27 protein-coding genes, 1 tRNA gene and 4 pseudogenes are annotated in these 26,679 nt (G+C 56.8%); 17 read left to right on the top strand and 15 right to left on the bottom strand.

What is annotated here, in order from left to right; all coding sequences use genetic code 11:
* Positions 1 to 8: 8 nt before the first annotated feature.
* The 11 genes from N7E01_RS05075 to N7E01_RS05025 form a co-directional block, all read right to left on the bottom strand.
* On the bottom strand, positions 9 to 899 hold the full coding sequence (locus N7E01_RS05075) for a VirB4 family type IV secretion/conjugal transfer ATPase (RefSeq protein ID WP_289174834.1): 891 nt from the start codon (positions 897 to 899) through the stop codon (positions 9 to 11).
* Entirely contained in the window at positions 806 to 2,452 is a 1,647-nt protein-coding gene (locus tag N7E01_RS05070; protein ID WP_228255706.1) for a VirB4 family type IV secretion/conjugal transfer ATPase, read from the bottom strand. The genes N7E01_RS05075 and N7E01_RS05070 overlap by 94 nt, the downstream gene beginning before the upstream one ends.
* Positions 2,355 to 2,783: a VirB3 family type IV secretion system protein gene (locus N7E01_RS05065; RefSeq protein WP_289174833.1), complete on the bottom strand. Its 429-nt coding sequence runs from the start codon at positions 2,781 to 2,783 to the stop codon at positions 2,355 to 2,357. The genes N7E01_RS05070 and N7E01_RS05065 overlap by 98 nt, the downstream gene beginning before the upstream one ends.
* Before the next feature lie 3 nt (positions 2,784 to 2,786).
* Positions 2,787 to 3,107 carry a TrbC/VirB2 family protein gene (locus N7E01_RS05060; RefSeq protein WP_128355404.1) on the bottom strand — a complete coding sequence of 107 codons (321 nt, stop codon included), beginning with the start codon at positions 3,105 to 3,107 and terminating at the stop codon, positions 2,787 to 2,789.
* Between the two features lie 82 nt (positions 3,108 to 3,189).
* Positions 3,190 to 3,855 carry a lytic transglycosylase domain-containing protein gene (locus tag N7E01_RS05055; protein WP_128355403.1) on the bottom strand — a complete coding sequence of 222 codons (666 nt, stop codon included), beginning with the start codon at positions 3,853 to 3,855 and terminating at the stop codon, positions 3,190 to 3,192.
* 10 nt (positions 3,856 to 3,865) lie between these two features.
* Positions 3,866 to 4,537 carry a TrbM/KikA/MpfK family conjugal transfer protein gene (locus N7E01_RS05050; RefSeq protein ID WP_128355402.1) on the bottom strand — a complete coding sequence of 224 codons (672 nt, stop codon included), beginning with the start codon at positions 4,535 to 4,537 and terminating at the stop codon, positions 3,866 to 3,868.
* A gap of 51 nt (positions 4,538 to 4,588) precedes the next feature.
* On the bottom strand, positions 4,589 to 4,879 hold the full coding sequence (locus N7E01_RS05045; RefSeq protein WP_128355401.1) for a plasmid mobilization protein: 291 nt from the start codon (positions 4,877 to 4,879) through the stop codon (positions 4,589 to 4,591).
* A 75-nt stretch (positions 4,880 to 4,954) separates the two neighbouring features.
* Positions 4,955 to 5,242: a NadS family protein gene (gene nadS, locus N7E01_RS05040; RefSeq protein WP_128355400.1), complete on the bottom strand. Its 288-nt coding sequence runs from the start codon at positions 5,240 to 5,242 to the stop codon at positions 4,955 to 4,957.
* 1 nt (position 5,243) lies between these two features.
* Positions 5,244 to 5,555, bottom strand: a complete 312-nt coding sequence (locus tag N7E01_RS05035) for a type II toxin-antitoxin system RelE/ParE family toxin (RefSeq protein ID WP_128355399.1) — start codon at positions 5,553 to 5,555, stop codon at positions 5,244 to 5,246.
* A gap of 60 nt (positions 5,556 to 5,615) precedes the next feature.
* Positions 5,616 to 6,872 carry a tyrosine-type recombinase/integrase gene (locus N7E01_RS05030; protein WP_289174832.1) on the bottom strand — a complete coding sequence of 419 codons (1,257 nt, stop codon included), beginning with the start codon at positions 6,870 to 6,872 and terminating at the stop codon, positions 5,616 to 5,618.
* A 228-nt stretch (positions 6,873 to 7,100) separates the two neighbouring features.
* A tRNA-Phe gene (locus tag N7E01_RS05025) sits at positions 7,101 to 7,176 on the bottom strand.
* A 158-nt stretch (positions 7,177 to 7,334) separates the two neighbouring features.
* On the opposite strand from N7E01_RS05025, the gene hemA reads away from it, so the two are divergent.
* The 5 genes and pseudogenes from hemA (at position 7,335) to N7E01_RS05000 (ending at position 11,568) form a co-directional block, all read left to right on the top strand.
* Positions 7,335 to 8,609 (top strand): glutamyl-tRNA reductase, encoded by a 1,275-nt coding sequence (gene hemA, locus N7E01_RS05020; protein ID WP_289174831.1) that lies wholly within the window; start codon positions 7,335 to 7,337, stop codon positions 8,607 to 8,609.
* Between the two features lie 88 nt (positions 8,610 to 8,697).
* Positions 8,698 to 9,777 carry a peptide chain release factor 1 gene (gene prfA / locus N7E01_RS05015; protein WP_289174830.1) on the top strand — a complete coding sequence of 360 codons (1,080 nt, stop codon included), beginning with the start codon at positions 8,698 to 8,700 and terminating at the stop codon, positions 9,775 to 9,777.
* Between the two features lie 7 nt (positions 9,778 to 9,784).
* Positions 9,785 to 10,650 (top strand): annotated as a pseudogene (gene prmC, locus N7E01_RS05010) (peptide chain release factor N(5)-glutamine methyltransferase).
* Between the two features lie 29 nt (positions 10,651 to 10,679).
* The gene (gene grxD / locus N7E01_RS05005; protein ID WP_289174829.1) at positions 10,680 to 11,006 is read left to right on the top strand and encodes a Grx4 family monothiol glutaredoxin; all 327 of its coding nucleotides are present in this window, start codon (positions 10,680 to 10,682) and stop codon (positions 11,004 to 11,006) included.
* A complete protein-coding gene (locus N7E01_RS05000; RefSeq protein WP_289175744.1) occupies positions 10,996 to 11,568 on the top strand; it encodes a UbiX family flavin prenyltransferase in 573 nt (190 codons plus the stop codon). Before grxD ends, N7E01_RS05000 begins: the two co-directional genes overlap by 11 nt.
* 27 nt (positions 11,569 to 11,595) lie before the next feature.
* On the opposite strand, the gene ttcA is transcribed toward N7E01_RS05000, so the two are convergent.
* The 4 genes and pseudogenes from ttcA to N7E01_RS04980 form a co-directional block, all read right to left on the bottom strand.
* Positions 11,596 to 12,648, bottom strand: coding sequence for a tRNA 2-thiocytidine(32) synthetase TtcA (gene ttcA / locus N7E01_RS04995; RefSeq protein ID WP_434089557.1), 1,053 nt, complete (start codon positions 12,646 to 12,648; stop codon positions 11,596 to 11,598).
* A gap of 5 nt (positions 12,649 to 12,653) precedes the next feature.
* Complete coding sequence (gene folB, locus N7E01_RS04990; RefSeq protein WP_289175742.1) at positions 12,654 to 13,019, bottom strand: dihydroneopterin aldolase; 366 nt, start codon at positions 13,017 to 13,019, stop codon at positions 12,654 to 12,656.
* A gap of 65 nt (positions 13,020 to 13,084) precedes the next feature.
* Positions 13,085 to 13,857 (bottom strand): annotated as a pseudogene (locus N7E01_RS04985) (SDR family oxidoreductase).
* Between the two features lie 17 nt (positions 13,858 to 13,874).
* Positions 13,875 to 15,649 (bottom strand): annotated as a pseudogene (locus tag N7E01_RS04980) (M61 family metallopeptidase).
* A gap of 23 nt (positions 15,650 to 15,672) precedes the next feature.
* Between N7E01_RS04980 and N7E01_RS04975 the strand changes: the two are divergent.
* From N7E01_RS04975 to hemE, 12 genes and pseudogenes are all read left to right on the top strand, one after another.
* Complete coding sequence (locus N7E01_RS04975) at positions 15,673 to 16,449, top strand: enoyl-CoA hydratase (protein ID WP_289174828.1); 777 nt, start codon at positions 15,673 to 15,675, stop codon at positions 16,447 to 16,449.
* 204 nt (positions 16,450 to 16,653) lie between these two features.
* A complete protein-coding gene (locus N7E01_RS04970; protein ID WP_289174827.1) occupies positions 16,654 to 17,103 on the top strand; it encodes an ATP synthase subunit I in 450 nt (149 codons plus the stop codon).
* Between the two features lie 77 nt (positions 17,104 to 17,180).
* Positions 17,181 to 18,062, top strand: coding sequence for a F0F1 ATP synthase subunit A (gene atpB, locus N7E01_RS04965; protein WP_289174826.1), 882 nt, complete (start codon positions 17,181 to 17,183; stop codon positions 18,060 to 18,062).
* Between the two features lie 115 nt (positions 18,063 to 18,177).
* Positions 18,178 to 18,420 (top strand): F0F1 ATP synthase subunit C, encoded by a 243-nt coding sequence (atpE, locus tag N7E01_RS04960; protein ID WP_289174825.1) that lies wholly within the window; start codon positions 18,178 to 18,180, stop codon positions 18,418 to 18,420.
* A 132-nt stretch (positions 18,421 to 18,552) separates the two neighbouring features.
* On the top strand, positions 18,553 to 19,023 hold the full coding sequence (locus N7E01_RS04955) for a F0F1 ATP synthase subunit B (RefSeq protein ID WP_289174824.1): 471 nt from the start codon (positions 18,553 to 18,555) through the stop codon (positions 19,021 to 19,023).
* 15 nt (positions 19,024 to 19,038) lie between these two features.
* Entirely contained in the window at positions 19,039 to 19,578 is a 540-nt protein-coding gene (locus N7E01_RS04950; RefSeq protein WP_289174823.1) for a F0F1 ATP synthase subunit delta, read from the top strand.
* 33 nt (positions 19,579 to 19,611) lie between these two features.
* Positions 19,612 to 21,153 (top strand): F0F1 ATP synthase subunit alpha, encoded by a 1,542-nt coding sequence (atpA, locus tag N7E01_RS04945; protein ID WP_289174822.1) that lies wholly within the window; start codon positions 19,612 to 19,614, stop codon positions 21,151 to 21,153.
* 96 nt (positions 21,154 to 21,249) lie between these two features.
* The gene (gene atpG, locus N7E01_RS04940) at positions 21,250 to 22,170 is read left to right on the top strand and encodes a F0F1 ATP synthase subunit gamma (protein ID WP_289174821.1); all 921 of its coding nucleotides are present in this window, start codon (positions 21,250 to 21,252) and stop codon (positions 22,168 to 22,170) included.
* Positions 22,171 to 22,216: 46 nt separating this feature from the next.
* Complete coding sequence (gene atpD, locus N7E01_RS04935) at positions 22,217 to 23,635, top strand: F0F1 ATP synthase subunit beta (RefSeq protein WP_289174820.1); 1,419 nt, start codon at positions 22,217 to 22,219, stop codon at positions 23,633 to 23,635.
* Between the two features lie 12 nt (positions 23,636 to 23,647).
* Positions 23,648 to 24,079 (top strand): F0F1 ATP synthase subunit epsilon, encoded by a 432-nt coding sequence (locus N7E01_RS04930; RefSeq protein WP_289174819.1) that lies wholly within the window; start codon positions 23,648 to 23,650, stop codon positions 24,077 to 24,079.
* Between the two features lie 331 nt (positions 24,080 to 24,410).
* A complete protein-coding gene (locus N7E01_RS04925) occupies positions 24,411 to 25,238 on the top strand; it encodes a hypothetical protein (protein WP_289174818.1) in 828 nt (275 codons plus the stop codon).
* A 53-nt stretch (positions 25,239 to 25,291) separates the two neighbouring features.
* Positions 25,292 to 26,360, top strand: a pseudogene (hemE, locus tag N7E01_RS04920) (uroporphyrinogen decarboxylase).
* Positions 26,361 to 26,679 lie beyond the last annotated feature (319 nt).

Below are 26,679 nucleotides of genomic sequence, written 5' to 3'. Positions count from 1 at the left end.
AGGCATTCCTATGAAGTGGCCGGAACAATGCGGCCTTGGCGAACCGCATCCAGGTACACCGGCAGCCAGTGCGCAGGGTCAGGCCCGGCCTGGGCGACTGCTTGTTCTGCAATTTCTGCCATGTCGGGGCTGCCGGAGAACACCAGCAGTTCGTCTTCGCAGCCGGACAGATCAAGCTGGGCGACCGTGACGCTGGAGCCTTGCTTGACGAGGAACTTCCGGCTGGCCTCGCCCAGTGTTTTCAGTAACTCGAACTCGGCGGGGGTGAGGCCGAATCCTTCGATATAGTCGCGGGCTTTGGCCCTGGGGTTGGGCAGCAGAATCAGCGTGGCGGTCTGCTGAACCAGTGAGGGACCGACCGGGTTTTCGGTGATAGCGCCCGGTTCCTGGGTAGCGAAGGCCAGCACACCGTTTTTCTTGCGTATGGTGCGGCTGGCGTCCTGCATGTCATCCTGGAAATGCTTGTCCTTAAGCGGATGCTGGCATTCGTCGTACAGGTTGATGATGCGCCGGCCATCATGCAGGGCGTCGATGCGGTGCTTCAAATACATGGTGGCCGCGCCGCGTACCGCGTCATCGTCCAGCAGTTCGGTGAGGTCAAATCCGAAAATGGCGTGTTTGCCGTCATAGCTTGCCAGGCTCAGTTCATCTGCCGGGTTATCGAATACCCAGCCGTATTCACCGCCCCGGCACCAGGGTGCCAGGCGTGCGTGAATGGTGCTGGTGCTGTCATCCTCGCTGTAGGGGTTGGGTAGCAGGGTGTTCAGGGTGGACAGCGTTCGAGCTTCGCGGTCGATCAGCGTAGTCAGCTGCTGCACGGCCTGGGTGATGTCGGCATGTTGCCGGGTGGTGACCGCCTCGCCCCGGCGTTCAGCCAGGAGAACAACCAGCCGGACCATGAAGGCCACGTTTCCTTTCGTGGGGTGCATCTGAAATGGGTTCCAGCCGGTCGTTTCGCCCAGGCGGATATTGAAGTACCTGCCCCCAGGGCCATGATGAGCACCTGCATGCCCTGGTCTTTGTCCCACACCACACACGTTGCGCCAAACTTCTGCGCCTGGGTGAGCAACATGCCCTGCAGCACGGTTTTGCCCGTGCCAGTCATACCGATAATCATGGTGTTGCCCGGGCGTCGCTTGCCGGTTTCGTCCAGGTCTTCCACCGACGCATGGAAGTTGAAGAAGAACGGGCTGCCGGTCTGTGTCTTGAGCATAGTGACGGCTGGCCCCCAGGGGTTGCCTGCGGGTTTGCCCGTCAGCTGGTTATGCAGACTGGAGAAGCACAGGAAGTTAAGCGACGTGACCGGCACCGGGCGGGGACGCCAGTGCCAATTGCCGGGCAGTTGCGCCCAGAAGCCAGCTTCCAGGGCTTTTTCCAATGGCCTGAAACCAATGGCTTCTTCAGCCAGGGCGGTGGCGGTATGTGCCAGTGCCTGGCGCACGCCTTCCGCCGTGTCGCCATAAATGAGCAGGGTGGCGTGGTGGTCGCCCAGGCCAAGACGGCCGGAAGTGAGGTCATCCATGGCCTGTGTCAGTTGGCCCACCTGGCTGCCGGCGTCGTCGCCGGAATCCACCAGCAGCTTCTGATGGCGCTTCACCAGTTTCTTTGCGGCGGCCCCCGTGTGGCTGCCCCAGGACTGGGTCAGCACAAATTCATGCGGCAGGCCCAGCAGTCGGTCCAAGTGGCCGGGCTTGCTGGCTTCTGGGTAATCGCGCAGCTCCATCATGCCGAAAATGCGCGAGTCGGCCACGGTACGCAGTTCGCCAAGCTCTCCATGCTTGCCGAAGATGGGCCGGGCATAGGGCAGGGTGTCGCGTAGCCGTTCCCGCGAAACCGGTACGGGCCGTAGCCGCCCCGAAAGCAGAAAGCCCAGGAACTCAGCGGTTTCACTGAAGGCAAAGCCATTGCGATCCACAATCCCCAGCGTCTGCGGATCGTAGCGGTACAGACCGGCCTTGAATGTGCGCAGAATGTCGTTCAGGCGGGCGATGGATTCCGTCTGCCAGTGCGCGATGCGCTGGCTGTCGGCCTTTTCCAAGCTGGCGAAGGTGCCAAGTATCGGATCCTCGACCGGGTGAACCAGCACCGACAGGTACAGATCATTCACCATCAGGCCGCTTGCGTCGAAAGTGGAGCGATAGGCCGCGTCGAACTGGGAGGCGAAGGGCTGGCTGAAAGTGCTTTCCGGGTATTCGGTGACGCGACGGCGGATGATGTGGGAATAGAAGCCGACCGAACCCATGGGCAGGCCGCGCAGCACGTTATGCAAGGCTTCAATCCATTCCTTCAGTTCTTCCTGTGCGTAGGCATCCGGTGCGCGCCCCGCCACCTTGATGACGGCCAGGTACTCATGGTTATCGCAGGCGATGATCTGATCTGTGACGTGGTGGGAATAGGGCAGATAGCGCGAAACCCGCCGTTCGTCCACGGCAAGAGTGGCTGCAGCAGTCATAGTGACGTCCTTTATCGGATGAGCGCGCGCCAGGGCGGCGCCGATGGTAGCCGTGCAGGGCGTAGCTGGAACCCTTCCAGAAACGCTGATTACGGTTGCGTTTGCGGGTTTTGAGTTCCAGCCAGAGCACATCCAGGGCTTTGTCGTCGTCGCGGGTGAGGATGGCCAGGGTAGGCATGACCACAAACAGGAGTCCCCACCAGGCCAGGCCCGCCGTCATGGCGATCATCGCGACAACGGCGAAGGCACCCAGAAGTAACCGCGTGGGAACACCCATGAAGGTGGCCTTGCGACCCAGCCCCTTGAAGACGGGGTAGGTGTGATCGTTCATGGCTTATTTCCAGAGCAGCACGACCAGCTCAGCGGCTGATCCGGCCAGCAGCACACCGATGCCCCAACGGATGGCGTCATCCTTGCGCATGACCTCTGCGGAATACAGCACAAAGATGATGATGCCGATGATGATGGCGGCAATCGGCAGAATGACATCCAAGTTGTCGCGCAGGGTCTGCAGCGTGGTCTGGGCCCTGGAAAGTCCACCGATGGATTGGGCCGATGCAGTCTGAGTGATGCCAAACAGCAGCAGGGCTGCCGTCCATCCGTTGATGATATGCAGGCGTTGCGTAGCGTTTCTGAAGTGATTCAGTAGTGACATGGAAAGACTCCTGCCCCAGACGCCGGGCGGCGCAGGGGTGACGGTGATAAGGAAAAGGGGTGGCCGGCCCGGTGAGCCGTGGTCAGATGTCGGAACTCTGGCCGGGTTCAGGATCGGGCGTTTGTGCAAAGCCGTCAGCCGCCGGGTTGGAGGTGAAACCGTCGGGTGTGCCGGGTGGCGCTTCAGGCGGTGGTTTCTGCCTGGGGTTCTCTGTGGGCTGGGCCGGTGTGTCAGCTGGTGCCTGTGATGCCGTCGCGTCGGTCAGAGGTACCAGCGCAGGCACCTTGATGCCTGCCTGGGTCAGCACCTTCCCCACATAGCCGTTGGTAAAGCCACGCTTGAAATTGCCGGTGTTGTAGCAGGACAGTGCGGCACGTAGCGCCTGCTGCGGATCTTTATGGGTGGGTAAGGCCCGGGCGTAGCAGTCAGCCAGCACGGTCTGGGCTGCCGCCAGATTGCGGCAGGGGTCAAACACCGTGGTGGCATCCAGTTTCAGCCAGGCCCAGTTGCGTACATTGATCTGTCCCAGCCCGGCATCGAAGTCGATGCCCTGGTCAATCAGTGTCTGCGCTGCAGCCGTGGCTTCTTCCTGGTTGCGGGGCTGACGCTTCAATGAGTGGTGGCCCTTGCGGTTGACGCCAATGGCGTACTGCTGCGCCCTGGATTCATGCTTGACCACGGCATGCAGTGTGACCGGGTGAATATCGGGAGCGCAGACAAGGGCCAGGGCGGCGAGTTCGGCAAGCATGACGGCGTCCTCAGTCGTTGCTTCGGTGCCTGGGGTCGGTCAGAGAGAAGTTCCAGCCGCTGGCCCACTGTCCAGTATGTTCCGCTTCCCACTTGGCCTGAGCCGCGTCGTAGTCTTCAGACTTTATCCAGTAGCCGCCCATGGCCGGCCTGCCCACGTACTGGATCGACAGTTCATAGGTCCAGGCGTGATCGTTGTAGACCACACAATAGGCGGGCAGCTGTGTGAGCGTGACCGTGCGAAGCGAATGCACCTCGTAGACGGGTTCCGCGTTATCGCCCGCATAGCTGTAGCCGCGTTCGCGCCATTTGTAGGCGGTGCCGGAATAGCTGCTGTTCAGATATTCCGCATCACACTTGCCGGCGCCATGTGAAATCGCGTCGATGCGCTGCGCCATGCCATCTTCGCCGGAAGCGGGACATTCAGACAGGAAAGCCCGTCGGGCTGCGACCGTCGCAGACCAGTCCAGGCCGCGCTTGTTGAATTTCTTGATGCCGAAGTAGTGATCCAGCGACGGGCTGCATTCACCGGGGCGCAGACTGGAAGACAGACATAGCGTCGCTTCGCAGGCCAGGCGGGGAATGCCTGTCAGCAGCTCAATTGTGCCGTTCGCGTGGGCAGCAGGAGCCAGGACGCAGGCAAGCGCCAGCGCCCCGGCCCGCAGGGCGGGAAGGGTGTGCATGAGGAAGTCTCCGGGAGTGGGGTAGAGCGTGCGGCCTGTCGGCCTGGGGTATCAGCGCTGCTGCAGCGTCTGTTGTGCGATGGCGAGATGTTCAGGCTTGGCCATGGCCCGCAGCAGGTGGGCGCTTTCGATAGCGGCCAGGCGGGTATCGCGCAGCTGGCCCAGATCAGCCACGACCTTGCGCAGCAGGGTCAGTTCTTCCTGCAGCGTATCGTCAGCGGAAAGCCGTCGCCTTATATAGTTAGAGAGGGATAGCCCGGACAGGGCTGCTGCTTCGCCCAGACGCGCAGCATGAGACGGGGTCACCCGGATACGGATGACCTCGGAAAGAGGTTCGTTCATGAGGGTTCCACTGAGGTATTGAGCTAAAACGGTATCGCCTAACCTGCTATGGGGCTGTCTTCAGTTCCAGCCTGCCTAGTGATGTAGGGCTTTGATGACGGTGGCTGGAGCCGCTGCCATGACTTTCAGCAGGGCGGCGGCTGGGCCGGTAGGAGATCGCCGGTGTTGCTCCCAATTCTGTAGTGTACGCACGCTGACGTTGATGGCTGCAGCAAACTCGCCTTGCGAGAGCTTCGTGCTTTCGCGCACGGCCCTGACGTCAATGGGGCTGACGGTAGTGCGGCGGCCTTCGAGCTCGCCTGCGCGGATGGCCTTGGCTTGCCGCAGGCTTTCTTTTAGGTCTTCAAAGAGTTCTGTGTCCATATCAGAGGTCCTTTACCAATGCCCGCAGTTCCTCAATCTGTGCGGGGGTCAGATTCTCCTGTTTCGACTTCGGATAAGCCAGGAGCATCATGATTTGATCTTCGGCAGTGATCCAGTAGTAGATGACACGAATGCCGCCACTTTTCCCCATTCCTGGTCTTGCATGACGTACCTTTCGGATTCCTCCTCCAGACGGAATCAGATCACCCCGCCGAGGGTTAGCAGCCAAAATCTGTTGCAGTTCAGCGTAGTCATCGTCTGGAAGCAAGTCTACGATTTGTCGAGTGAACAGGGGAGTTTCGATGAATTCCATAGGTTCTAAGTTCGAGCATAAATTATACGCCATTGGCGTATGTGAATCTATAGTGCGATGTTATGTCCCAAACTGCAGTTCACGCTTTGGTCGATGGCGGATGAATTGCAGTATGTTGTTTTCAGGGACAGGCAGCTTCCCAGCTTCCAGTTCATCCAGGAAGTCGGCCCACTGCTGCACCATTTCTTTGCGTTGAGCAATGAAGGCGGCGCGGTCGTAGCTGCTGCCAAGTTCTTCATCGGATGCGTGAGCCAGATGCCGCTCGATGACATCCGGGTCCCAGCCCAGGTGTTCACGAATCATGGTGCGCGCCGTGGCGCGGAAGCCATGCCCGGTAATTTCTTCCTTAGTGTCGTAACCCATGGTGCGCAATGCGACGTTGATAGTGTTGTCGCTGATGTAGCGACTGGTCTCCGAACGGCGTGACATGCTGCGAAAGACTGGGCCGGATGGTCCGGTCAACGGATATAACTCCTGCAGAATCTCCAGAGCCTGTCGCGGCAATGGAACGATGTGTGCCGGTGTGCGGCTATCGCGTTTCTGCCACTCCCGCATCTTCATCTTCTCGGGTGGGCAGCGCCAGAGTTCGACTTCAAAGTTGATGTCTTCCCAGTCAGCAAGCCGAATCTGGCCAGGGCGCTGGAACATCATGGGGGCAAGACGCAATGCGCTGCAGGTGATGAAGTGTCCGTGATAGTTGCGAATATCCCGCAGAAGCTGCCCAAGTTTGGCGGGCTCAGTGATAGCCGCATAATGCCGGCTGCGTGGCGGTGGCAGGCCGCCCGTATTCTTGTTGACGAAATTCTTGCCTGGCTCCATTGCGCCTACGTCCACAGCATATTGGTAGACATGCTGAACGGCCTCGCGAACGCGCTGTGCAGTTTCGAGATTGCCCCGATCCTTTGGCCGATGCAGGCATTGCACGATCTCTGTCGGCAGGATCGTTTCGATTGGCTTGTGGCCTACCCACGGAAATACGTGAATTTCCATGTGGCGGATGACTTTCTGGGCGTAGTCGTCTGACCATTCCCGGTCTTTCTTGGCACTGCTGTGCCACGCTCTCGCGAGCAGCTCGAACGTGTGCAGGCGTGCGATGCGCGCAAGCTCCTCCCGCTGTTCACGGGTTTCCTTGGGATCAGAGCCGTTCGCCCTTTGACTGTTGGCCTCATACGCCTTGGCTCGTGCCTGAGCGAGTGTGACTTCCGGGTACGGTCCCAGCCCGAGTTTTATGCGTTTGCCGTCTTTGGTGTAGCGGTAGATCCAGACCTTGCCAGTGTCTCGAACGCGCAGGTACAGATTGTCCCCGTCGTTGAGCATGTATTCCTTCGGGCCTGGCTTGGCCGCTCTGATCTGAGTTTCATTGAGTAAGCCCACAACTGGCCCCCCGGAGTTCGTTTTTCACGAATCTATTGTGGGGTACCACCTGGGGGCCGGCAAACTCGGGATGTAGCGACGCGCAGTGAGACGTCCTGGGCGGCGATTTGCGCCTAAGACATTGATTTTTTTGAGATTTGGGAGGTTTTGAACCGTGCTGGAACAGCAGAATGGTGGCCTGGGGCGGAATCGAACCACCGACACGCGGATTTTCAATCCGCTGCTCTACCAACTGAGCTACCAGGCCAACTAAAGAAACGAGATAATACACTAAAAATAAACTGTGTGCAAAGAACAACAGAAAATTTTTTCATGCGGCGATCAAAAATCGGCAGATCCGGGTAAACCCGCTTGCCCGGGTATAATCACGGGTTGTACAGGTTCGCCACAAAAGTGGCCAAAATCATGTCTGTTGACGTCATCACCTTCGGTCTGAATCACGTCTCTGCGCCGGTGTCTGTGCGTGAACGCGTGTCGATGCCGCTTGAGGTTCTCAAGCCGGCGCTTGACGGTTTGCGCTCGGCGTTTGGGGCTTCTGTCAAAGAAGCGGCCATTTTGTCGACCTGTAACCGCACCGAAATCTACTGTGCGGCCGAGCCGCATGTCAGTGCCGGGTTGGCCGACTGGATGGCTGAATTCAACCGCCTCGAATCGCGCAGTCTGCAGCCTCACCTGTATCAGTATCATCACAATGACGCTGTGCGTCATGCGTTCCGTGTGGCCAGTGGTCTTGATTCCATGGTGCTGGGCGAACCCCAGATTCTGGGGCAAATGAAAGATGCCGTGCGGGCTGCCGAACAGGCAGGCTCGCTGGGCACTTTGTTGCATCAGTTGTTTCAGCGCACCTTTTCGGTGGCTAAAGAAGTCCGTTCGCAAACAGCCATCGGGGCCAACTCGGTATCCATGGCGGCAGCCGCCGTGCGTCTGGCCGAACGCGTTTTTGGCGACTTGTCCCAAACGCGCGTGCTGTTTATTGGTGCGGGTGAAATGATCGAACTGTGCGCCACCCATTTCGCTGCGGCAGAGCCCGCTCAAATGACGGTGGCCAACCGCACCGCTGAACGCGCCGAAGCGTTGGCGTCACGTTTCAACGCGAAAACCATGCGGCTGTCCGAATTGCCGGAAAAATTGGCCGAATTTGACATCGTTGTGTCCTGTACGGCCAGTTCCTTGCCTATTCTGGGTCTGGGCATGGTCGAGCGCGCCACCCGTATTCGCCGTCACAAGCCTATGGTCATGGTCGATCTGGCCGTGCCGCGCGACATTGAAACCGAAGCCGGTCGCCTTGACGATGTGTATCTGTATTCGGTCGATGATCTTGGCCGAATTGTGCAAAGTGGCACTGACGCACGTCGTGCTGCCGTGGTTCAGGCTGAAGCCATCATTGAAACCCGGGTGCAGCACTTCATGCACTGGCTGCACAACCGTGAAATCGTGCCCGCTATCGTCAGCATCCATCAAAAGGCTGAGGCCCTCAAGCACCACGAGCTTGATCGCGCCCGGCGCATGCTGGCCAGTGGCAAGTCGGCTGAAGATGTCCTTGAGCACCTTGCACACAGCCTTACCCAAAAATACATCCACGGTTCGCTGGCAACGCTCAATCGCAGCGAAGATACTGATCGCAAGCAATTGCTGGCACTGCTGCCCGCGTTGCTGCCTGACCCCGAACGTCGCCGTTAGCGTCTCTGCTGCGTTGCGTCGTCCGTTCTTGCCGACTTCCTGACGCATCAGGCGTTCAGGTGCCCAATTTTCCCGTAGTCCACACCCCATGAAACAATCCATGCGTGATCGGCTCGAGCAGTTTGCTCGCCGACTTAAAGAAATCGATGCCATGCTGGCCGAGCCTGAAATTGCCGGTGACATGGATAAATTCCGTCGTCTGTCCCGTGAGCGTTCCGAACTTGAGCCTGTCGTAACCGAGTTCGAGGTCTGGCTGGCTGTCGAAGGGGATATGCAGGCGGCGACCGAAATGTTGTCAGACCCGGACATGCGCGACATGGCTGAAGAAGAGCTGAAACTGGGCAAGGCACGTATTGCCCAACTCGAAGACAGCTTGCAGTTGTTGCTGCTGCCTAAAGACCCCGATGACGGTCGCGGTGTTTTCCTTGAGATTCGGGCGGGTACCGGGGGCGATGAAAGCGCCTTGTTTGCCGGTGACTTATTGCGCATGTACACCCGTTATGCCGAATCCAAAGGCTGGCGCGTTGAGTTCATGTCTGAAAGCCCTTCTGAGGTCGGTGGCTACAAAGAAGTGATTGCGCGTCTGGAAGGGGATGGCGTTTATGGTCAGCTGAAGTTCGAGTCCGGAGCGCATCGGGTGCAGCGTGTGCCCGCTACCGAAACCCAGGGTCGCATTCACACCTCTGCCTGTACGGTGGCGATTTTGCCGGAAGCCGACGAAGTGTCCGATATCGTCATCAATCCGTCCGATTTGCGTATTGATACCTTCAGGGCCAGTGGCGCGGGCGGGCAGCATATCAACAAAACCGATTCTGCCGTTCGTATTACCCACTTGCCCACGGGGCTGGTGGTTGAGTGTCAGGATGACCGCTCACAGCACCGCAACAAGGACAAGGCCATGCAGGTGCTGGCGGCGCGCCTTAAAGACAAGCAGGTACAAGAGCAGCAAAGCAAGGAAGCGGCCGAGCGCAAGAGTCTCGTGGGGTCGGGCGATCGTTCCGAGCGTATTCGCACGTATAACTACCCGCAGGGTCGCGTTACCGACCATCGCATCAACCTGACCTTGTACAAGCTGGGCGCCATTATGGAAGGTGACCTTGACGAGCTGACCAGTGCGCTGCGTGCCGAGCATCAAGCCAATTTGCTGGCCGCCATGAGTGAGGCGTGAGTCAGCCATGACGTGCATTCGTGAGTTGTTGCAGGCAACGTCGTTGCCCCGACTGGAAGCGCAGATGGTGTTGCAGCAGGTGCTGCAGGTCTCGCGTTCGTGGCTGGTCGCTCACGATACTGATCCTCTGGACGAATCCTGCGTCGCCCGCTTCAGGGCGCTCGAGCTACGGCGTCAGGCGGGTGAGCCCATGGCTTACCTGGTGGGCGTGCGTGAGTTCATGGGGCACGATTTTCAGGTGGGCCCTGGTGTGCTGATTCCACGTCCGGATACTGAAGTGCTGGTTGAAACGGCTGTGTCTTGCATCCGTCGGCGGGCAGCCGAAAAGCCCGTCAGCAAGGGGCCGCCAAGATGACCCTTCAGCAACCGTCAGTGCGAGTGCTGGATCTGGGTACAGGCAGTGGTGCCATTGCGGTTTCAGTGGCGCTGGCCTGTCCGCAGGCGTGCGTTACGGCCACAGATGCCAGCCTGCAGGCGCTGGAAGTGGCCCGAACAAATGCCCGTAACCTGATGGCGGCGGTCACTTTTCATGCTGGCAGCTGGTATGACGCCTTGCCGCCCGGCACTGATTTGTTTGACCTGATTGTTTCCAACCCGCCTTATATTCGCGCCGATGACCCCCATTTGATCCAGGGTGATTTGCGTTTTGAGCCTGTGGGCGCATTGACTGACGGTCATGATGGGCTAACTGCCCTGAAGGCCATTATCGGTGGGGCTAACGTTTGGCTAAAACCGGGCGGTGCCCTGTGGCTGGAGCACGGTTGGGATCAGGCGGCAGCTGTGCGTGAACAGCTGGTCAAGGCCGGCTTCAACCGGGTCGAAAGCCTTACAGACCTTGCGGGAATCGAACGTATTTCCGGCGGATATTTATAATAGACCTTATTTAATTTAAAGAGTGCACCATGAGTGATGTTCAAGATTTCATTAAAGAAACCGTTACGGCCAACCCGGTCGTGTTGTTCATGAAAGGCACGGCGCAGTTCCCGCAATGCGGTTTCTCGGGGCGTGCCATTCAATTGCTGAAAGCGTCAGGCGTCAGCAAGCTGGTGACGGTCAATGTGCTCGAAGACGAAGAAGTGCGTCAGGGCATCAAAGAATACTCAAACTGGCCCACCATTCCCCAGCTCTATGTTGCTGGTGAATTTATCGGAGGTTCCGATATCCTGGCTGAAATGGCTGAATCGGGCGAACTTGTCCAGGTTCTGAAAGAGGCAGGCGCTGTTGGCTAAGCGTCGTCTGGTTATCGGCATTACCGGGGCAACCGGTTCCATTTATGCCGTGCGCATGCTTCAGGTGTTGCGTGAACGCGCGCCTGACATTGAAACCCATCTGGTGGTGTCACCGTCGGGCGTTTTGAACATCAAGTACGAGCTTGACCTTGATCGCAAGGCGGTGCACGACATGGCTGATCGGGTGTACAGTTTTCGCGATGTGGGCGCCACGCTGGCCAGTGGTGGTTTTGATACCGCTGGCATGGTGGTAGTGCCGTGCTCAATGCGCACACTGGCGGCCGTGGCGCACGGGTTTTCCGACAACCTTATCACCCGTGCGGCCGACGTTACCCTTAAAGAGCGTCGGCGCCTGGTACTCATGGTGCGTGAAACGCCGCTGAATCTGGCGCATCTGCGCAATATGACGTCAGTTACCGAAATGGGCGGGGTCATTTTCCCGCCATTGCCGGCGTTTTATCATCACCCGAAAACCATAGAAGAAATGGTTGACCACACCGTGGCCCGGGTGCTTGAGCTGGTCAATATTGACGTTCAGGGGCCGCGCTGGGAAGGTACGTAAGTATTCTTTCCATCATCTGGCAGGTGGTCACTTTGACGCCTGAAGGTCATTGATCACATTCAGTGTAAAGACCTTGCGTGCCGTCTCGCTGCCTGGCGTGCCCTGGTTTGACGCCGGTGCGGTGTCCGGTGCTGCCAGATTGATCTCGTCGGCCTCATCGTCGGGCCGTTGCTGCGGCAGCGCATTGAAATCCTCGGTATCAAAGGCCATGTCGCCATTTTCATCGGCGTCGCCATCGGCGTGCAGCCCTGAAAAATCAAAAATCCGGCTGTCCATCAGATGCGATGGCACGACGTGGCCCAGCGCGGCAAATACATTCCACGACCGCCCCGGCAGTTTGCGATCCCATTCGGCAATCATGCGGTTGATCTCCTGGCGTTTCAGGTTCTCTTGCGAGCCGCAGAGCGTGCAGGGGATGATCGGAAATTGTTTCAGCTTGGCGTAGGCAATCAGGTCTTTCTCGGGGACATAGGCCAGAGGTCGAATGACAATGTGTTCACCATTGTCTGACTTGAGCTTGGCCGGCATGCCTTTCATCCGGCCACCATAAAACAGGTTCAGGAAAAACGTGGCCAGAATGTCGTCGCGGTGGTGACCCAGCGCGATTTTGGTGGCCCCCAGCTCTTTGGCGACCCGGTACAAAATGCCGCGTCGCATGCGCGAGCACAGCGAACACATCGTTTTACCTTCAGGAATCACGCGGGTGACGACCGAGTAGGTGTCCTGGTTCTCGATATGGAAGGGTACTCCGATTCGCGTCAGGTACTCGGGCAAGACATGCTCGGGGAACCCTGGCTGTTTCTGGTCAAGGTTGACCGCGACGATGTCAAACTTGAACGGTGCGCGCGATTGGTGGATCAGCAGCAGGTCGAGCAACCCGTAGGAGTCTTTCCCGCCCGACAGGCAAACCATGACCTTGTCGCCGGCTTCGATCATGTTGAAGTCGATAATGGCCCGGCCGGTCTCGCGGATCAGGCGTTTGGTCAGCTTGTTTTCGGTTACGCTCATTTTGCGGCCATCACGGCCTGCGGGTGTGGCGTCTGCTGCTTCCGGCGCAGTGGGTTCGAAAGGTGTGTTCATGGGGTTCAGGCCTGACGGCTGCGTTCAATGGCAATACCCACGGCAGCGCAGTCGGAAAACGCGTTGGGTTTGCTGATGCGCAGCTTGATGGTATTGATTTCCGGGAAGTCGCGCAGCAGGCGTTCGGTGACTTGTTCAACCAGGGTTTCAATCAGGTGGACATGGGCTTGCGTGCATTCCTGCACGATCGCGGCACGTACCAGGCGGTAATCCAGTACGGTCTGGATATCCAGATCATCGACCGGCTGGTGAATGTTGACGTCCAGTTCCACGTCGATGTGCAGGGGCTGGGTGGCCTTCAGCTCGTGTTCAAGAATGCCGATATGGGCATCCAGGGCAAGCTGGGAAAAGTAGATCCGGCGGGTGAGCATGGGTAATAAGGTCTGGCGCTTGCCGGGCACGCCGGCAAGCGCAAAAGTTGCATGAAGAAGTCAGATTATAAGCAGCTGAAGTCGCGTTGCAGGCCCATCAGGTGCTGGCCGCCGTCAACCACAATTGAAGTGCCCGTAATGCTCGGCGTTTCAGCCGCGAAAAGAATGGTGCGTGCAATGTCTTCCGGGCTGCTGGCTTTGCCCAGTGGCGACAACGCATGGGTTCGTTCGAAATCAGTTGGGGTCTGCATGTGGCTGGGCAGGGTCAGGCCGGGGGCGACACCGACAACGCGTACCTGGGGTGCATAGGCCTGGGCCATCATGGTGGTGGCCGCCTGCAAGGCTGCTTTTGACAGCGTGTACGAGAAAAATCCGGGTTGTAGCTCCACAGTTTCTGGTCAAGCAGGTTGATGACGGCGCCGCGGGCCTGTTCGCCTCGACGGGTCAGGTGTGCGGCCAGCTGCTGTGCCAATAATAGCGGAGCGGCCAAGTTCGGCATGATATGAGCCTGGAGGGACGCATTCGAAAATGTAGCTGGCGTATCGTATTCAAACAACGAAGCATTGTTGACGACAACGTCTACCTGCCCCAGTTCATTGACGCCGTGATCAAAAATGCTCGCTACGGCATCCGGGTCGGCCAGGTCGCCGTGCGCAGCGGTACAGCGCACCCCCAGTGCGGTGATTTCGTGTGTTGTGCGCAGGGCATCGTCGCGCGAAGTGTTGTAGTGGATGGCGACGTCCCAGCCCGCGCGTGCAAAAGTCAGGGCAATTTCCCTGCCCAGCCGTTTGGCGGACCCCGTAATCAGTACAACGCGGGATGATGTGATTTCAGTCATAACGGACTTTGGTGTGGTCATTGGCGGGTGAGCGTCCAGCCGCCGCCATTGGGGGTTAACTGGACAACGAAAGAGCGTAGCTCGTCACGACGAAACACGTGAACCGTTACGGCATCACCGGCGGTGTATGCGCGCAGTATCTGTTCCAGATCTTTGGTATCGGTTACGCGCAGGCCATTGACGGCGACCAGTTGATCTGCGGCGGAAAGCCCGGCCTTGTGTGCGGCACCACCGTTATAAACGGCTGCCAGTTCGAGCCGTCCCTGGTTGGTGCGTGTGCGTACGTCCAGCCCTTGAACAGAGGGCGCTTCAGCGGGTGCCAAAGTAATGCCGGCGGACGCCAGCAAGGCCTTCAGCGGGATATCTTCGACGTCATCTACATGCCGGCTCAGGAAGTCACTGACATCCACGCCAGTGGCGTCGTGGATGATGGAGGTCATGGCCCCTTCGGGGATGCCGGCAGGTTTGCCTTGGTAAAAATCACGCCCGTAGCGAACCCAGAGCAAACGCATGACATCGTCAAGCGACTGGCTGTCTTGTGTCGCGGCGCGCAGCGTCAGGTCCAGGCCAAGGGCGATCAGTGCGCCTTTGCTGTAATAGCTGACCAACGCATTGGTTGCGTTTTCATCCTGCTTGTAAAAGCGGGTCCAGGCATCAAATGAACTGTCGGCAACCGACTGGCGTAACCGGCCTGGTGACTTTGTGACCGTGTCGATGGTTTTTTCCAGCAGGCTGAAGTATTTCTTTTCGTCAATCACGCCCGAACGCAGCAGCATCAGGCCGTCATAGTACGAGGTGAAACCTTCGGCCACCCACAGCAGGCGGGTATGGTTTTCCTGGTCGAGGCGGTAGGGGACGAAGGCGGCGGGCTTGATGCGCTTCACATTCCAGGTGTGGAAATACTCGTGGCTGACCAGACCCAGGAAGGTAACGTAACCGTCGGGTGCTGTCGTCTGCGCCTTGACCGGCAGGTCGGAACGTGATGTCATCAGCGCCGTCGAGGCACGGTGTTCAAGCCCGCCGTAGCCGTCGCCGGTGACCATGGTCATGAAAACGTAGCGGTTACTGCTGTCCAGAAACGGCGCGCGCGCTGTTTTCGGCTCGAAGAACCTGATCTGTGTTTCGCAGATTTTTTGACGTCCTGGCTGATGCGCTCAAGATCAAGGCCGGGTACAAGGCCGGTGAATACCAGTTCGTGTTCCGCTCCGCATGCGCTAAAGCGGGTAACCAGCGGGGTGCCCATTTCAACCGGGTGGTCAATCAGGGCATCGTAGTCGGGCGCCAGATACAGGCCGAAGCCATGGCGTTTGGCAGCGTTGGCAAACTCGCGTGCAGGCGCTTCGGGCAGGCTCGTGTAAACCTTCCAGTCGGTGCGGTGTGGCGGCGGTTGAAGGTCCAGCAGGCAGGGGCGTTGATCGTGCCCTTGTGCCTGCAGGAACACACTGGTGCCATTGAAAAAGGCATGGGTTTCATCGAAGTGGGCGCCGCGAACGGATAAATCCCACGCGTAGACGGTGTAGTGCAACTGCAAGGGTCCGTCACAGGGGGCGCATTGCCAACTATGGTTCGAAATTTTTTGCAGCGCGACAGGGTGCTCGCCTGACCAGGCGTCGATGTGCACAATGTGTCGCGAAAAATCACGGATCAGGTAACTGCCGGGGATCCACGCGGGCAGACTGACGACCTGACCGCCCGGTGTCGGCGTGTCGATGGTCAGTTCAACAGAAAAGTAATGTCCGGCCGGGTCGGTGGGCGTTAAGCGGTAAAGTAGCGGTTTTGCATTCATATGCATATATTACTGTGCAAGGAGTCAGCATGAGTGAGCCTTTAGTCAACGTCGAAACGCGCGGCCGGGTCGGCCTGATTACCCTGAACCGTCCCAAGGTTCTGAACGCCTTGAGCAACGAGGTGATTGAAGCGGTCGCCAAAGCGATGCAGGGGTTTGATGCCGACGATGGTATCGGTGCCATCGTCCTGACCGGCAACGAGAAGGCCTTTGCAGCCGGGGCGGATATTGCCGCCATGAAAGACTGGTCGTACACCGATGTCTACAAGCAAGACTATCTGGGGCACCAGTGGGAATATCTGCGTCGTGTTCGCAAGCCCATTATTGCCGCAGTCAGCGGTTTTGCGCTTGGGGGCGGCTGCGAACTGGCGATGCAGTGTGATTTCATCATTGCGGGTGAAAATGCCAAATTCGGGCAACCTGAAATCAAACTGGGCATCATTCCGGGGTTTGGCGGTACGCAAAGGTTGCCGCGTGCCGTGGGCAAGGCCAAGGCCATGGATCTGATCCTTACGGCTCGCATGATGGATGCCCGCGAGGCCGAGCAGGCCGGTCTTGTGGCGCGCGTGGTACCCACAGAACGTGTGCTTGACGAGGCTCTGGAAGCGGCGGCCGTCATCGCTTCGATGTCGTTGCCGTCTGTCATGATGGCCAAGGAAGCGATCAATCGGGCGTACGAAGCGCCCCTCAACGACGGTCTGTTGTTCGAACGCCGCAATTTCCATGCGCTCTTTGCGACCCATGATCAGAAAGAAGGCATGAATGCCTTCATTGAAAAACGCAGCCCAGACTTTCGTCACGACTGAGTCGCTGTTGTGCCATGTGTTTGTTGCATGGCACAACGATTTGCTTAGCGTCAAAAAATAAAGTTATACTCGACGGGTTTGGCGCTTCAAAAGAGGTTTGTTCTTGCCTGCATTTGAAGCTTGGTGATTGCGGCTTCAACATACGGTTTTTACTGTTACAGAAGACCAGGTCTTTGAAGCTTAACCAACACAGGCTTAACCAACGTGTCATTGGCGAATCAGGTAAAATCTGCGGGCTCCGAATCTGCGGTTCGGCTCACCGAAGAGCAAAAAGCCATTGTCAGGGCAAAGGCCATACAGGGTCTTGTGCGTGCGCTGGCGGCGCAAGGCCTTATGGCAGTTGTGGCGGCGCTGGTGTCGTTGCTCGTTGGTGGTGTGGCTGCGGGTGTTTCGGCATTGCTGGGCGCTGCAGTCTATCTGGTGCCAAACTCGTTGTTCGCTTTGCGGTTGCTGCTCAGTTTATTGTCCGGTCGTGGTGCCAACCCTGCCGGGTTTCTGGTTGGTGAGTTAATCAAGCTGGTGGCGGCAACGGGCTTGCTGGCACTGGTTGTGTATACGGCCCAGTCGTGGCTGGTATGGCCTGCCCTGATCTTCGGGTTGATTATGGCCTTAAAAGGCTATGCGCTCTTGCTGATGTCTGGCAAGTTGACATAGTGTTGTTTAAAAATCATGCGTGTCGCTGACCTTATCAGCTTCATGCCCGTTATAAAGTCAACAAGGTAAAGGTTCAAATGGCTGCTGCTAGTGATATTTCGCCACAGTCTTACTATATTCAGCACCACTTAGTGCATTTGAATGGCCTCGGCGAAAAGCAATCTGCAATTGCTGACTTTTCAGTCATCAACTACGACTCTATTTTCTGGTCTGTTTTAATGGGCCTGTTTGTCGTTTTGCTGATGTGGAAAGCAGCGCGTCGGGCAACGGCTGGTGTGCCGGGTCGCTTTCAGGCGGCCATCGAAATTCTGGTTGATATGGTTGCCCAAGAGGCGAAAAGTATCATCCCCAGCGAGGCAACCCGCAAGTTTGTGGCGCCGTTGGCACTCACTATTTTCCTGTGGGTTATTTTCATGAATGCCCTCGACCTGGTTCCGGTCGACCTTTTGCCCTGGTTGTTCAAGGTAACCGGCGTTGGTGCCCAGACGGGTGATCCACTTTACTATCACCGTATCTTGCCAACGGCCGACCTTAACGTTCCTATGGGGATGTCGCTGGGTGTGCTGCTGCTCACCATCTACTACGGTATGAAAATCAAGGGTAGCGGCAGCTTTGTGAAAAGCTTGTTTACGGCGCCCTTCCATGGTCACGGTGTTGTCGGTTTGCTGCTTGTTCCATTCAACATTCTGTTGAACCTCATGGAGTACGTCGCCAAGACTGTGTCGTTGGGTATGCGGTTGTTCGGCAACATGTTTGCCGGTGAACTGGTATTCATGCTTATTGCTCTTCTGGGCGGTGCCTGGGCTGGTTTTGGTGTGGGCGGCGTTGGGCTGGGTATCGGTCATGTTCTGGCTGGTTCCGTTTGGGCAATTTTCCACATCCTTATTGTTGTATTGCAAGCGTACATTTTCATGATGTTGACGCTGGTGTATGTGGGTTTGGCGCACGAAGACCACTAATAAAGTCTGGCGTGGTCAGGGCTCAAGGGTGCTGGCCATGTTGGCGGGTTTTTCTTGCAGGGCGGTTTTCTTTTTTGGCTTTTGATTACATAGGTTTTTTAACCAAGGAGTTGTTATGACTAACGTCGCTTTCGTTGCTCTGGCTTGTGCTTTTATCGTTGGTATCGGTGCATTTGGTGCGTCAATCGGTATCGCTCTGATGGGTGGTAAATACCTCGAGGCTTCGGCTCGCCAGCCCGAGCTGATGAACGCTTTGCAAACAAAAATGTTCCTGTTGGCTGGTCTTATCGACGCTGCGTTCCTTATCGGTGTGGGTATCGCGATGTTGTTCGCATTTGCCAATCCTTTCGTTGGTTAAGCGGGTGTGCTCGCCGTGTGGCGAGCTTCGTAGTCGTCGTGGGCAGCGCCAGGGTGCTGCTGCTAACGGCTTGGATACCAGGTGTTTTTGCATTCAATCTGCAGGCACTTGTGGTTTTAAAGGGACATGACCGTGAATTTAAACGCGACTCTCTTTTTTCAGATGATCGTGTTTTTTGTTCTGGGTTGGTTCACGATGAAATTCGTGTGGCCGCCTATAACGAAAGCAATCGAAGATCGCCGTCAGAAAATCGCCGATGGCCTTGCTGCGGCCGACCGGGGTAAAGCCGATTTGGCGCAGGCCCAGGCACGTATCAGCCTGATCGAAGCTTCTGCCAAATCCGAGAATCACGCCCGCATGCTCGAAGCTGAAAAGCAGGCCGCAGGCATTATCGACGAAGCCCGTCGTGAAGCCGAAGCTGAAAAAGCTCGAATCATTGCGCAGGCCAAGCAAGATGCTGAACAGGAAGTTCAGCGTGTGCGTAACAGTCTTCGCGACGATGTGGCCAATCTGGCTATCGCGGGCGCCGAGCAGATTCTCAAACGAGAAATCGATGCACAGGCACATGCCGAGCTGTTGAACCAGCTTAAGGCACAACTCTAATATCAGGGCAAGGCCATGGCTGAATTATCGACTATTGCCCGACCCTACGCCGAAGCGCTGTTCGCTACGGCCAAGGGCAACCAGGACGCCCTGGCTTCCTGGTCGGGTTTGGTTAACGAGCTTGCCGCAGTGGCAAGTCTTGACGACGTGCGCGAAGCGCTGACTGATCCTCGTATCAACAAAACACAGCGCGTCGAACTGTTTACAGGGTTGATCAAATCGCCCCTGTCCGATGCAGCACGTAATTTCATTGAACTGCTGGTTCAAAACGGCCGCGTTTTGTTGCTGCCTGAAATCGCCCAGCAATTTGATCTATTGAAAAACCAGTTCGAGGGCACCGCACTTGCCGAAATCACCAGCGCATTTGCGCTTGACGATTCGCAAGTTCAAGAGCTTTTAACCGGTCTCGAGAAAAAGTTTGGCCTTAAGCTCAAGCCATCTGTCACCGTTGATCCCGCCCTTATCGGTGGCGTCCGGGTGGTCGTTGGCGACCAGGTACTCGATACTTCTGTGCAGGCCCAACTGGCCCGCATGCGCGACACGCTGGCCGCCTAAGCGTGCCATATAACAGGATTCAGGAGTCTGAACATGCAACTTAACCCGTCAGAGATCAGCGAGCTGTTGAAAAGCCGCATCGAAGGCTTGGGCGCGTCTACCGACGTACGTACGCAGGGCACGGTCGTATCCGTGACCGACGGTATTACCCGCATTCACGGCTTGTCCGATGTAATGCAGGGTGAAATGCTTGAATTCCCCAATAACGTCTTCGGTCTGGCGCTCAACCTTGAGCGTGATTCGGTTGGTGCCGTTATTCTGGGTGACTACACCGGCGTTTCCGAAGGCAATCCGGTCAAAACAACCGGCCGTATTCTTGAGGTGCCTGTTGGTCCCGAATTGCGCGGTCGCGTTGTCGACGCGCTGGGTACGCCCATCGATGGCAAAGGTCCGATCAACGCCAAAGCCACCGACATCATTGAAAAGGTTGCTCCGGGCGTTATCGCGCGTCAATCCGTTGATCAGCCGCTGCAAACCGGTATCAAGGCGATTGACTCCATGGTGCCAATCGGCCGTGGTCAGCGCGAACTGATCATTGGTGACCGTCAAACCGGTAAGACAGCGGTTGCCATCGACACCATCATCAGCCAGAAAGGCAAAAACGTTACTTGCGTTTATGTGGCGATCGGTCAGAAAGCATCCACAATCAATAACGTGGTCCGCAAGCTCGAAGAGCACGGCGCCATGGAATACACCATTGTTGTTGCCGCTTCTGCTTCTGATTCGGCTGCAATGCAATACCTGGCTGCGTACTCGGGTTGCACCATGGGCGAATACTTCCGCGACCGCGGTGAAGATGCCCTTATCGTATACGATGACCTGACCAAGCAAGCCTGGGCCTATCGCCAGGTATCGCTGCTGTTGCGTCGTCCTCCCGGCCGTGAAGCGTATCCCGGTGACGTGTTCTACCTGCACTCGCGTTTGCTCGAGCGCGCTGCCCGCGTCAATGCCGACTACGTCGAAGCGTTCACCAAAGGTGAAGTCAAAGGTAAAACCGGTTCACTGACAGCATTGCCTATCATTGAAACCCAGGCGGGTGACGTTTCGGCGTTCGTTCCGACCAACGTAATCTCGATTACCGACGGTCAGATCTTTCTTGAAACCGACCTGTTCAACGCCGGTATCCGTCCTGCGATCAACGCGGGTATTTCGGTATCGCGTGTGGGTGGTGCGGCTCAGACCAAAGTGGTCAAGAAGCTGGCCGGTGGTATTCGTACCGACCTGGCGCAGTATCGTGAATTGGCTGCGTTTGCACAGTTCGCCTCCGATCTCGATGACGCGACACGTCGTCAGCTCGAGCGCGGCAAGCGCGTGGTAGAGCTGCTCAAGCAGCCTCAGTACCAGCCGTTGCAGGTTTGGGAACTCGCTATTTCGTTGTTTGCTGTTACCAAGGGCTACCTTGACGACCTCGAAGTCGATCAGATCCTGCCCTTTGAAAAAGCACTCAAAGAGTCGCTCAAGTCCAAGAATGCTGCACTGGTTCAGCGTATCGAAGACAAGAAAGAACTGTCGAAAGAAGACGAAGCCGAGCTGGTTTCCGCAATCGAAGACTTCAAAAAGCACGGTGCTTTTTAATTTGATTGGCGAGGGTACGCGGGTTTTACCCGCTACCCGTAGGACTGCAGGGGCAGGCCACGCCAGCCCCCTCATAACGCCCTGACAGGAATCGCGATGGCCGGAATCAAGGAAATTCGAACAAAGATCAAAAGCGTGCAAAACACGCGGAAGATCACCAAAGCCATGGAGATGGTGGCTGCATCCAAAATGCGCAAGGCTCAAGACCGGATGCGTGCTGGCCGTCCCTATGCAACCAAGGTGCGTACAATCGCTACGCACCTGATGCAAACGCATCCCGACTACACTCACCCATTCATGATCGAACGTTCCGACGTGAAAGGTGTTGGTATTGTGCTTGTATCAACCGACAAGGGTCTGTGTGGTGGTTTGAACACCAACATTACCCGTCTGGCGTTGAACCGTATCAAAGAGTTCAACCAGAAGGGTATCAAGGTGCAGGCAACCGCGCTTGGCAATAAGGGTTTGGGTTTCCTCACCCGTATTGGCGTCAACCTTGTTTCGCAAGAGGTCCAGCTGGGTGACAAGCCTAACCTCGAGCGTCTTATCGGCGCCATCAAGGTTCAGATTGATGACTTCATCGATGGCAAAATCGATGCGGTTTACCTGGCCACCAATCGTTTCGTCAACACGATGAAGCAAGAGCCGGTTTTTGTGCGCCTGTTGCCACTGCCTGGCGGTTTGTCTGATCCTTTCCAGACCGAAGCCGTGTTCGAGGCCGAGGCAAAAGCAGAAGATGCTGTCCTCAACTCCAAGTACAGCTGGGACTACATCTACGAACCCGATTCGAAGTCGGTTATCGACGACCTGCTGCAGCGTTACGTCGAGGGTCTGGTGTATCAGGCAGTTGCCGAGAACATGGCCTCCGAGCAATCCGCTCGCATGGTGGCCATGAAGGCAGCATCCGATAACGCCAAGAAAATCATCGGCGACCTTGAACTGGTTTACAACAAAACCCGTCAGGCTGCCATTACCAAAGAAATTTCAGAAATCGTCGGGGGCGCTGCCGCTGTCTAACCAGACAGAAGGGCATCCCGTCAAAGATATTTAGCAAGGACTAAACATGAGCAACGGTACCATCGTTCAGTGCATCGGCGCCGTGGTGGATATTCAGTTCCCCCGCGACAGCATTCCAAACATTTACGACGCGCTCAAACTCGCAGACGACAGCTCCAAGTTCGCTGAAGCCGGTCTTACGTTTGAAGTTCAGCAGCAACTGGGCGACGGCGTTGTCCGCACCATCGCCATGGGTTCATCCGATGGCCTGCGTCGCGGCATGGCGGTTGCCAATACCGGCGCGCCCATTTCGGTGCCTGTCGGCCAGGGTACACTCGGTCGCATTATGGACGTTCTCGGTCGCCCCATCGACGAGCGCGGCCCCATTCTTTCCGAAGAAACCCGTGCCATTCACCAGGATGCTCCCAAGTTCGACGAGCTGTCGCCTTCGGTCGAGTTGCTTGAGACCGGCATCAAGGTGATTGACCTGGTTTGCCCCTTCGCTAAAGGCGGTAAGGTGGGTCTGTTCGGTGGTGCGGGTGTAGGTAAAACCGTGAACATGCTTGAACTCATCAATAATATCGCCAAGGCACACAGTGGTTTGTCGGTGTTTGCCGGTGTGGGTGAGCGTACCCGCGAAGGTAACGACTTCTACCACGAAATGGCAGAAGCCGGCGTTATCAAAATGGACAACCTGTCCGAATCCAAGGTAGCGATGGTTTTCGGTCAGATGAACGAGCCTCCCGGTAACCGTCTGCGCGTTGCGCTGTCGGGCTTGACCATGGCCGAGAAGTTCCGTGACGAAGGCCGTGACATTCTGTTCTTCGTTGACAACATCTACCGTTACACCCTGGCTGGTACTGAAGTATCCGCGCTGCTGGGTCGTATGCCTTCTGCGGTAGGTTACCAGCCGACGCTGGCTGAAGAAATGGGCAAGCTCCAAGAGCGCATTACGTCAACCAAAACCGGTTCTATCACGTCGATCCAGGCCGTCTACGTTCCTGCCGACGACTTGACCGACCCGTCGCCTGCAACCACCTTCTTGCACCTTGACTCCACCGTCGTTCTGTCGCGTGACATCGCCGCACTGGGTATTTATCCGGCCGTCGATCCACTTGACTCGACCAGCCGTCAGCTTGATCCGCAAGTCGTTGGTGAAGAGCATTATCAAATTGCCCGTGGTGTTCAACAGACACTGCAGCGCTACAAAGAACTGCGCGACATTATTGCGATTCTGGGTATGGATGAATTGTCTCCCGAAGACAAGCAGGCGGTTGCTCGCGCCCGTAAAATCCAGCGCTTCCTGTCGCAGCCATTCCACGTGGCTGAAGTGTTTACCGGTTCGCCCGGCAAATACGTTCCGCTGTCCGAAACATTGCGCGGCTTCAAGATGATTGTTGATGGCGAGTGTGACGCTGTTCCCGAACAGGCTTTCTACATGGTTGGCTCCATCGACGAAGCACTCGAGAAAGCCAAAGCACTGTAACAAGGGGTTCTTATGGCCACATTACACGTTGACGTCGTTAGTGCAGAAGAATCGATTTTCTCCGGTGAGGCGAAATTCGTTGCGCTGCCTGGCGAGTCCGGCGAACTGGGCATCATGCCTGGTCATACGCCGCTCATCTCGCGTATTCGTCCGGGTACGGTAAAGATTGTTCTCGCCGATGGTAGTGGTGAAACCAATGTTTTCGTGGCCGGTGGCATTATCGAAGTCCAGCCTTCCGGCGTGACGGTTCTTTCCGACACGGCGATCCGGGCTGAAGACCTTGATGAAGCCAAGGCGCTTGAAGCGCGCAAGCGTGCTGAAGAAGCGTTGCGCACCGCCAAAGACAAGGCAGATATCGCTGTTGTCGAGGCCGAACTGGCCATGCTGGCTGCACAAGCGGCAGCCGCACAAAAGCTCCGCCAGGCGAACAAGAGCCGTCATTGAACGGTTTCCTGAACTAAAAAAAACGGCCTTAGGGCCGTTTTTTTATCCGCACATCATCATTTTTCGTTCTGGTACGTCTTGCAGCCGTGCCCGTCTTTCCCTGCGCCAGATGGCGATTTTCGAATTCCTGGTACTGACTCCTTGAATCGTTCCGGCATCTCTGGGTGACACTATACCTGTGCTGCGCTGGACGCTTCAGTTGAAGGGGTTTGCTAACTGACAAGCGTAATTGCCGAGTTGTTTTTCTCCGAATGGTGTCGTAATGACGCCTTCTCTACCATTGGTGTTCAGGCCTGCGTGTTGTGCAGGTCTGTTAACCAAGGAGCGGACCATGAGAGAACAAATCGACTGTGCGGTACTGTTGTCCCGTGCGGATCACCAGTTGTGGCCACAACTGGCGGCGGGTGGTTATCTGAACGGGCGTTTGCATTTGCACACGATAGGGGGTGAACAGACCGATGCGCAGATTGAAACGGGTAATTATTTACGCGATGAGGCAATGGCGCTGCGCCGCTATGATGCCTGTATTGTGGCCGTGACCGTTAGCAGTTTGTCGTGGTGTCGTCGTTTGTTGTCTGGCGTCCAAGGCTGCAGCGGCACGCCTGTGCTGGCGATTGCTGACGGCTTGAAGGCGGCTGCAATCAATGATCTGATGGCTTTGGGGCTTGCGGACTTCGTACGTTCCCCGGTTTGCTATGATGAGATCCGGGCTCGCGTCAACCAGTTGCTCATGCGTGGCGTGCCGATGCGCGGCGCTCCCGATGTTGCGGCAACTCGTTCAGTCCTGACCATTTCAGAGCCGGTCAAACGTCCTGCTTCAGGCCGGTGTGTAGCGTCTGCCGAAGCCAAGGCGACACTGTCCAGCGGGGCGATGTCTGAGCAAGATATCTGCGATACCATACTGCATCGCACCGGCCTGGAGCTGGATGCCTATGCGGTGGCTACTGCGGCACGCTCTGCAACCAGCAAAGAGTCATTCCGGGCGGCAAAAGGGAAAGTTATCGAGCGTTTCGAACGGGCCTATATTGCCGCTGCCCTGGGTCGTTGCTCGGGCAATATTGCGATGGCAGCCAGGGCTGCACAGAAGCACCGTCGCGCGTTCTGGGCCCTGATGCGAAAGTATCAGATCGACGCCAGTGCCTATCGCATCGAGACATAAGTCATATTTTCGTCCGGGGGTAAAATCACCCCGGTTAACTAACAAGGATTGCCGTGTCTTTTCCATCCCTGAAAAACGATGTTTTCATTCGTTCATTGTTGCGTCAACCTGTGCCGTATACGCCCTTGTGGCTGATGCGTCAGGCGGGCCGGTATTTGCCCGAGTACAACCAGACGCGTGCGCGTGCCGGTTCGTTCATGGGGCTGGCGCAGAACCCCGAGTATGCCTGCGAAGTGACACTCCAGCCGCTCGAACGGTTTGATCTTGACGCGGCTATCCTGTTTTCCGACATTCTTACCGTTCCTCATGCCATGGGGCTGGGGCTTGATTTTGTGGCCGGCGAAGGCCCGCAGTTCGCTCGTCCGGTGCGCACCGAGGCCGACGTTTCGGCGTTGCGCGTCCCCGACCTGTCAGAACTTCGCTATGTTTTCGACGCGGTATCGCTCATTCGTAAAGAGCTTGATGGCAAAGTCCCCTCATCGGCTTTGCAGGCAGCCCGTTTACGGTAGCCTGTTACATGGTGGAAGGGCAAGGGTCAGATGACTACCGCCTTATCAAGGGGATGCTGTACAGCCGCCCCGATCTGCTGCACCGGATTCTCGAGATCAATACCCAGACCACCATTGCCTACCTGAATGCGCAAATCCAGGCCGGGGCTCAGGCGGTCATGGTCTTTGACAGTTGGGGTGGTGTTCTGGCCGATGGTTTGTTCCAGCAGTTTTCGCTGGCGTACACGCGCAAGGTCGTCGAGGGTCTGGTTCGCGAGAACGATGGGCAGCGTGTTCCTGTCATTGTGTTTACCAAGGGTGGTGGCTTGTGGCTGGAAGACATTGCGGATAGCGGGTGTGATGCCATGGGGGTTGATTGGACAGTCAATCTGGCCAAAGCGCGTCGGCGCATCGAAGACCGGGTGGCTTTGCAAGGTAATCTCGATCCGATGGCGTTGTTTGGCACCGAAGAGGCTATTCGTGCCGAGGCGCGTCGCGTGATTGATGATTTTGGCCCGGTTGGCCTGGGGGGCATGTGTTCAATCTGGGGCATGGTATTTCGCGTTTTACACCGCCCGAAGCCGTTGGCATTCTGGTTGACGAAGTGCATTCGTACAGCCGTCGAAATCATTGATTTATTGCGCAATAACAAACACGAAAAGCCCGTGACAGCGGGCTTTTCGCTTTAGTTGTGCACAGATCGTATTGCGGTGCATGATCGGTATGGCAAGTTTTACCAAATCACGTTGGTTTAATATAACTAATTGTTTTTATTGAGATAAACTGGTTTTTCAAAGAGCTGTTGAAAAATACAGGCTTTTCCTTTATTGACTTTCAACAGGTTGTTCCTTTTATTTTCCCCAAAGTTATCCACAGGGCGGCTGACAGTTTCTTGAATCGCCCGCCCCTGCGTGCATTACACGATTCAGCTCAGAAACCACTTTAAGTATCGA

The organism is Neopusillimonas aromaticivorans (assembly GCF_030344915.1).
In the GTDB taxonomy this organism is placed as follows: domain Bacteria; phylum Pseudomonadota; class Gammaproteobacteria; order Burkholderiales; family Burkholderiaceae_B; genus Neopusillimonas; species Neopusillimonas aromaticivorans.
This window is presented reverse-complemented; position numbering and strand designations above follow the sequence as displayed.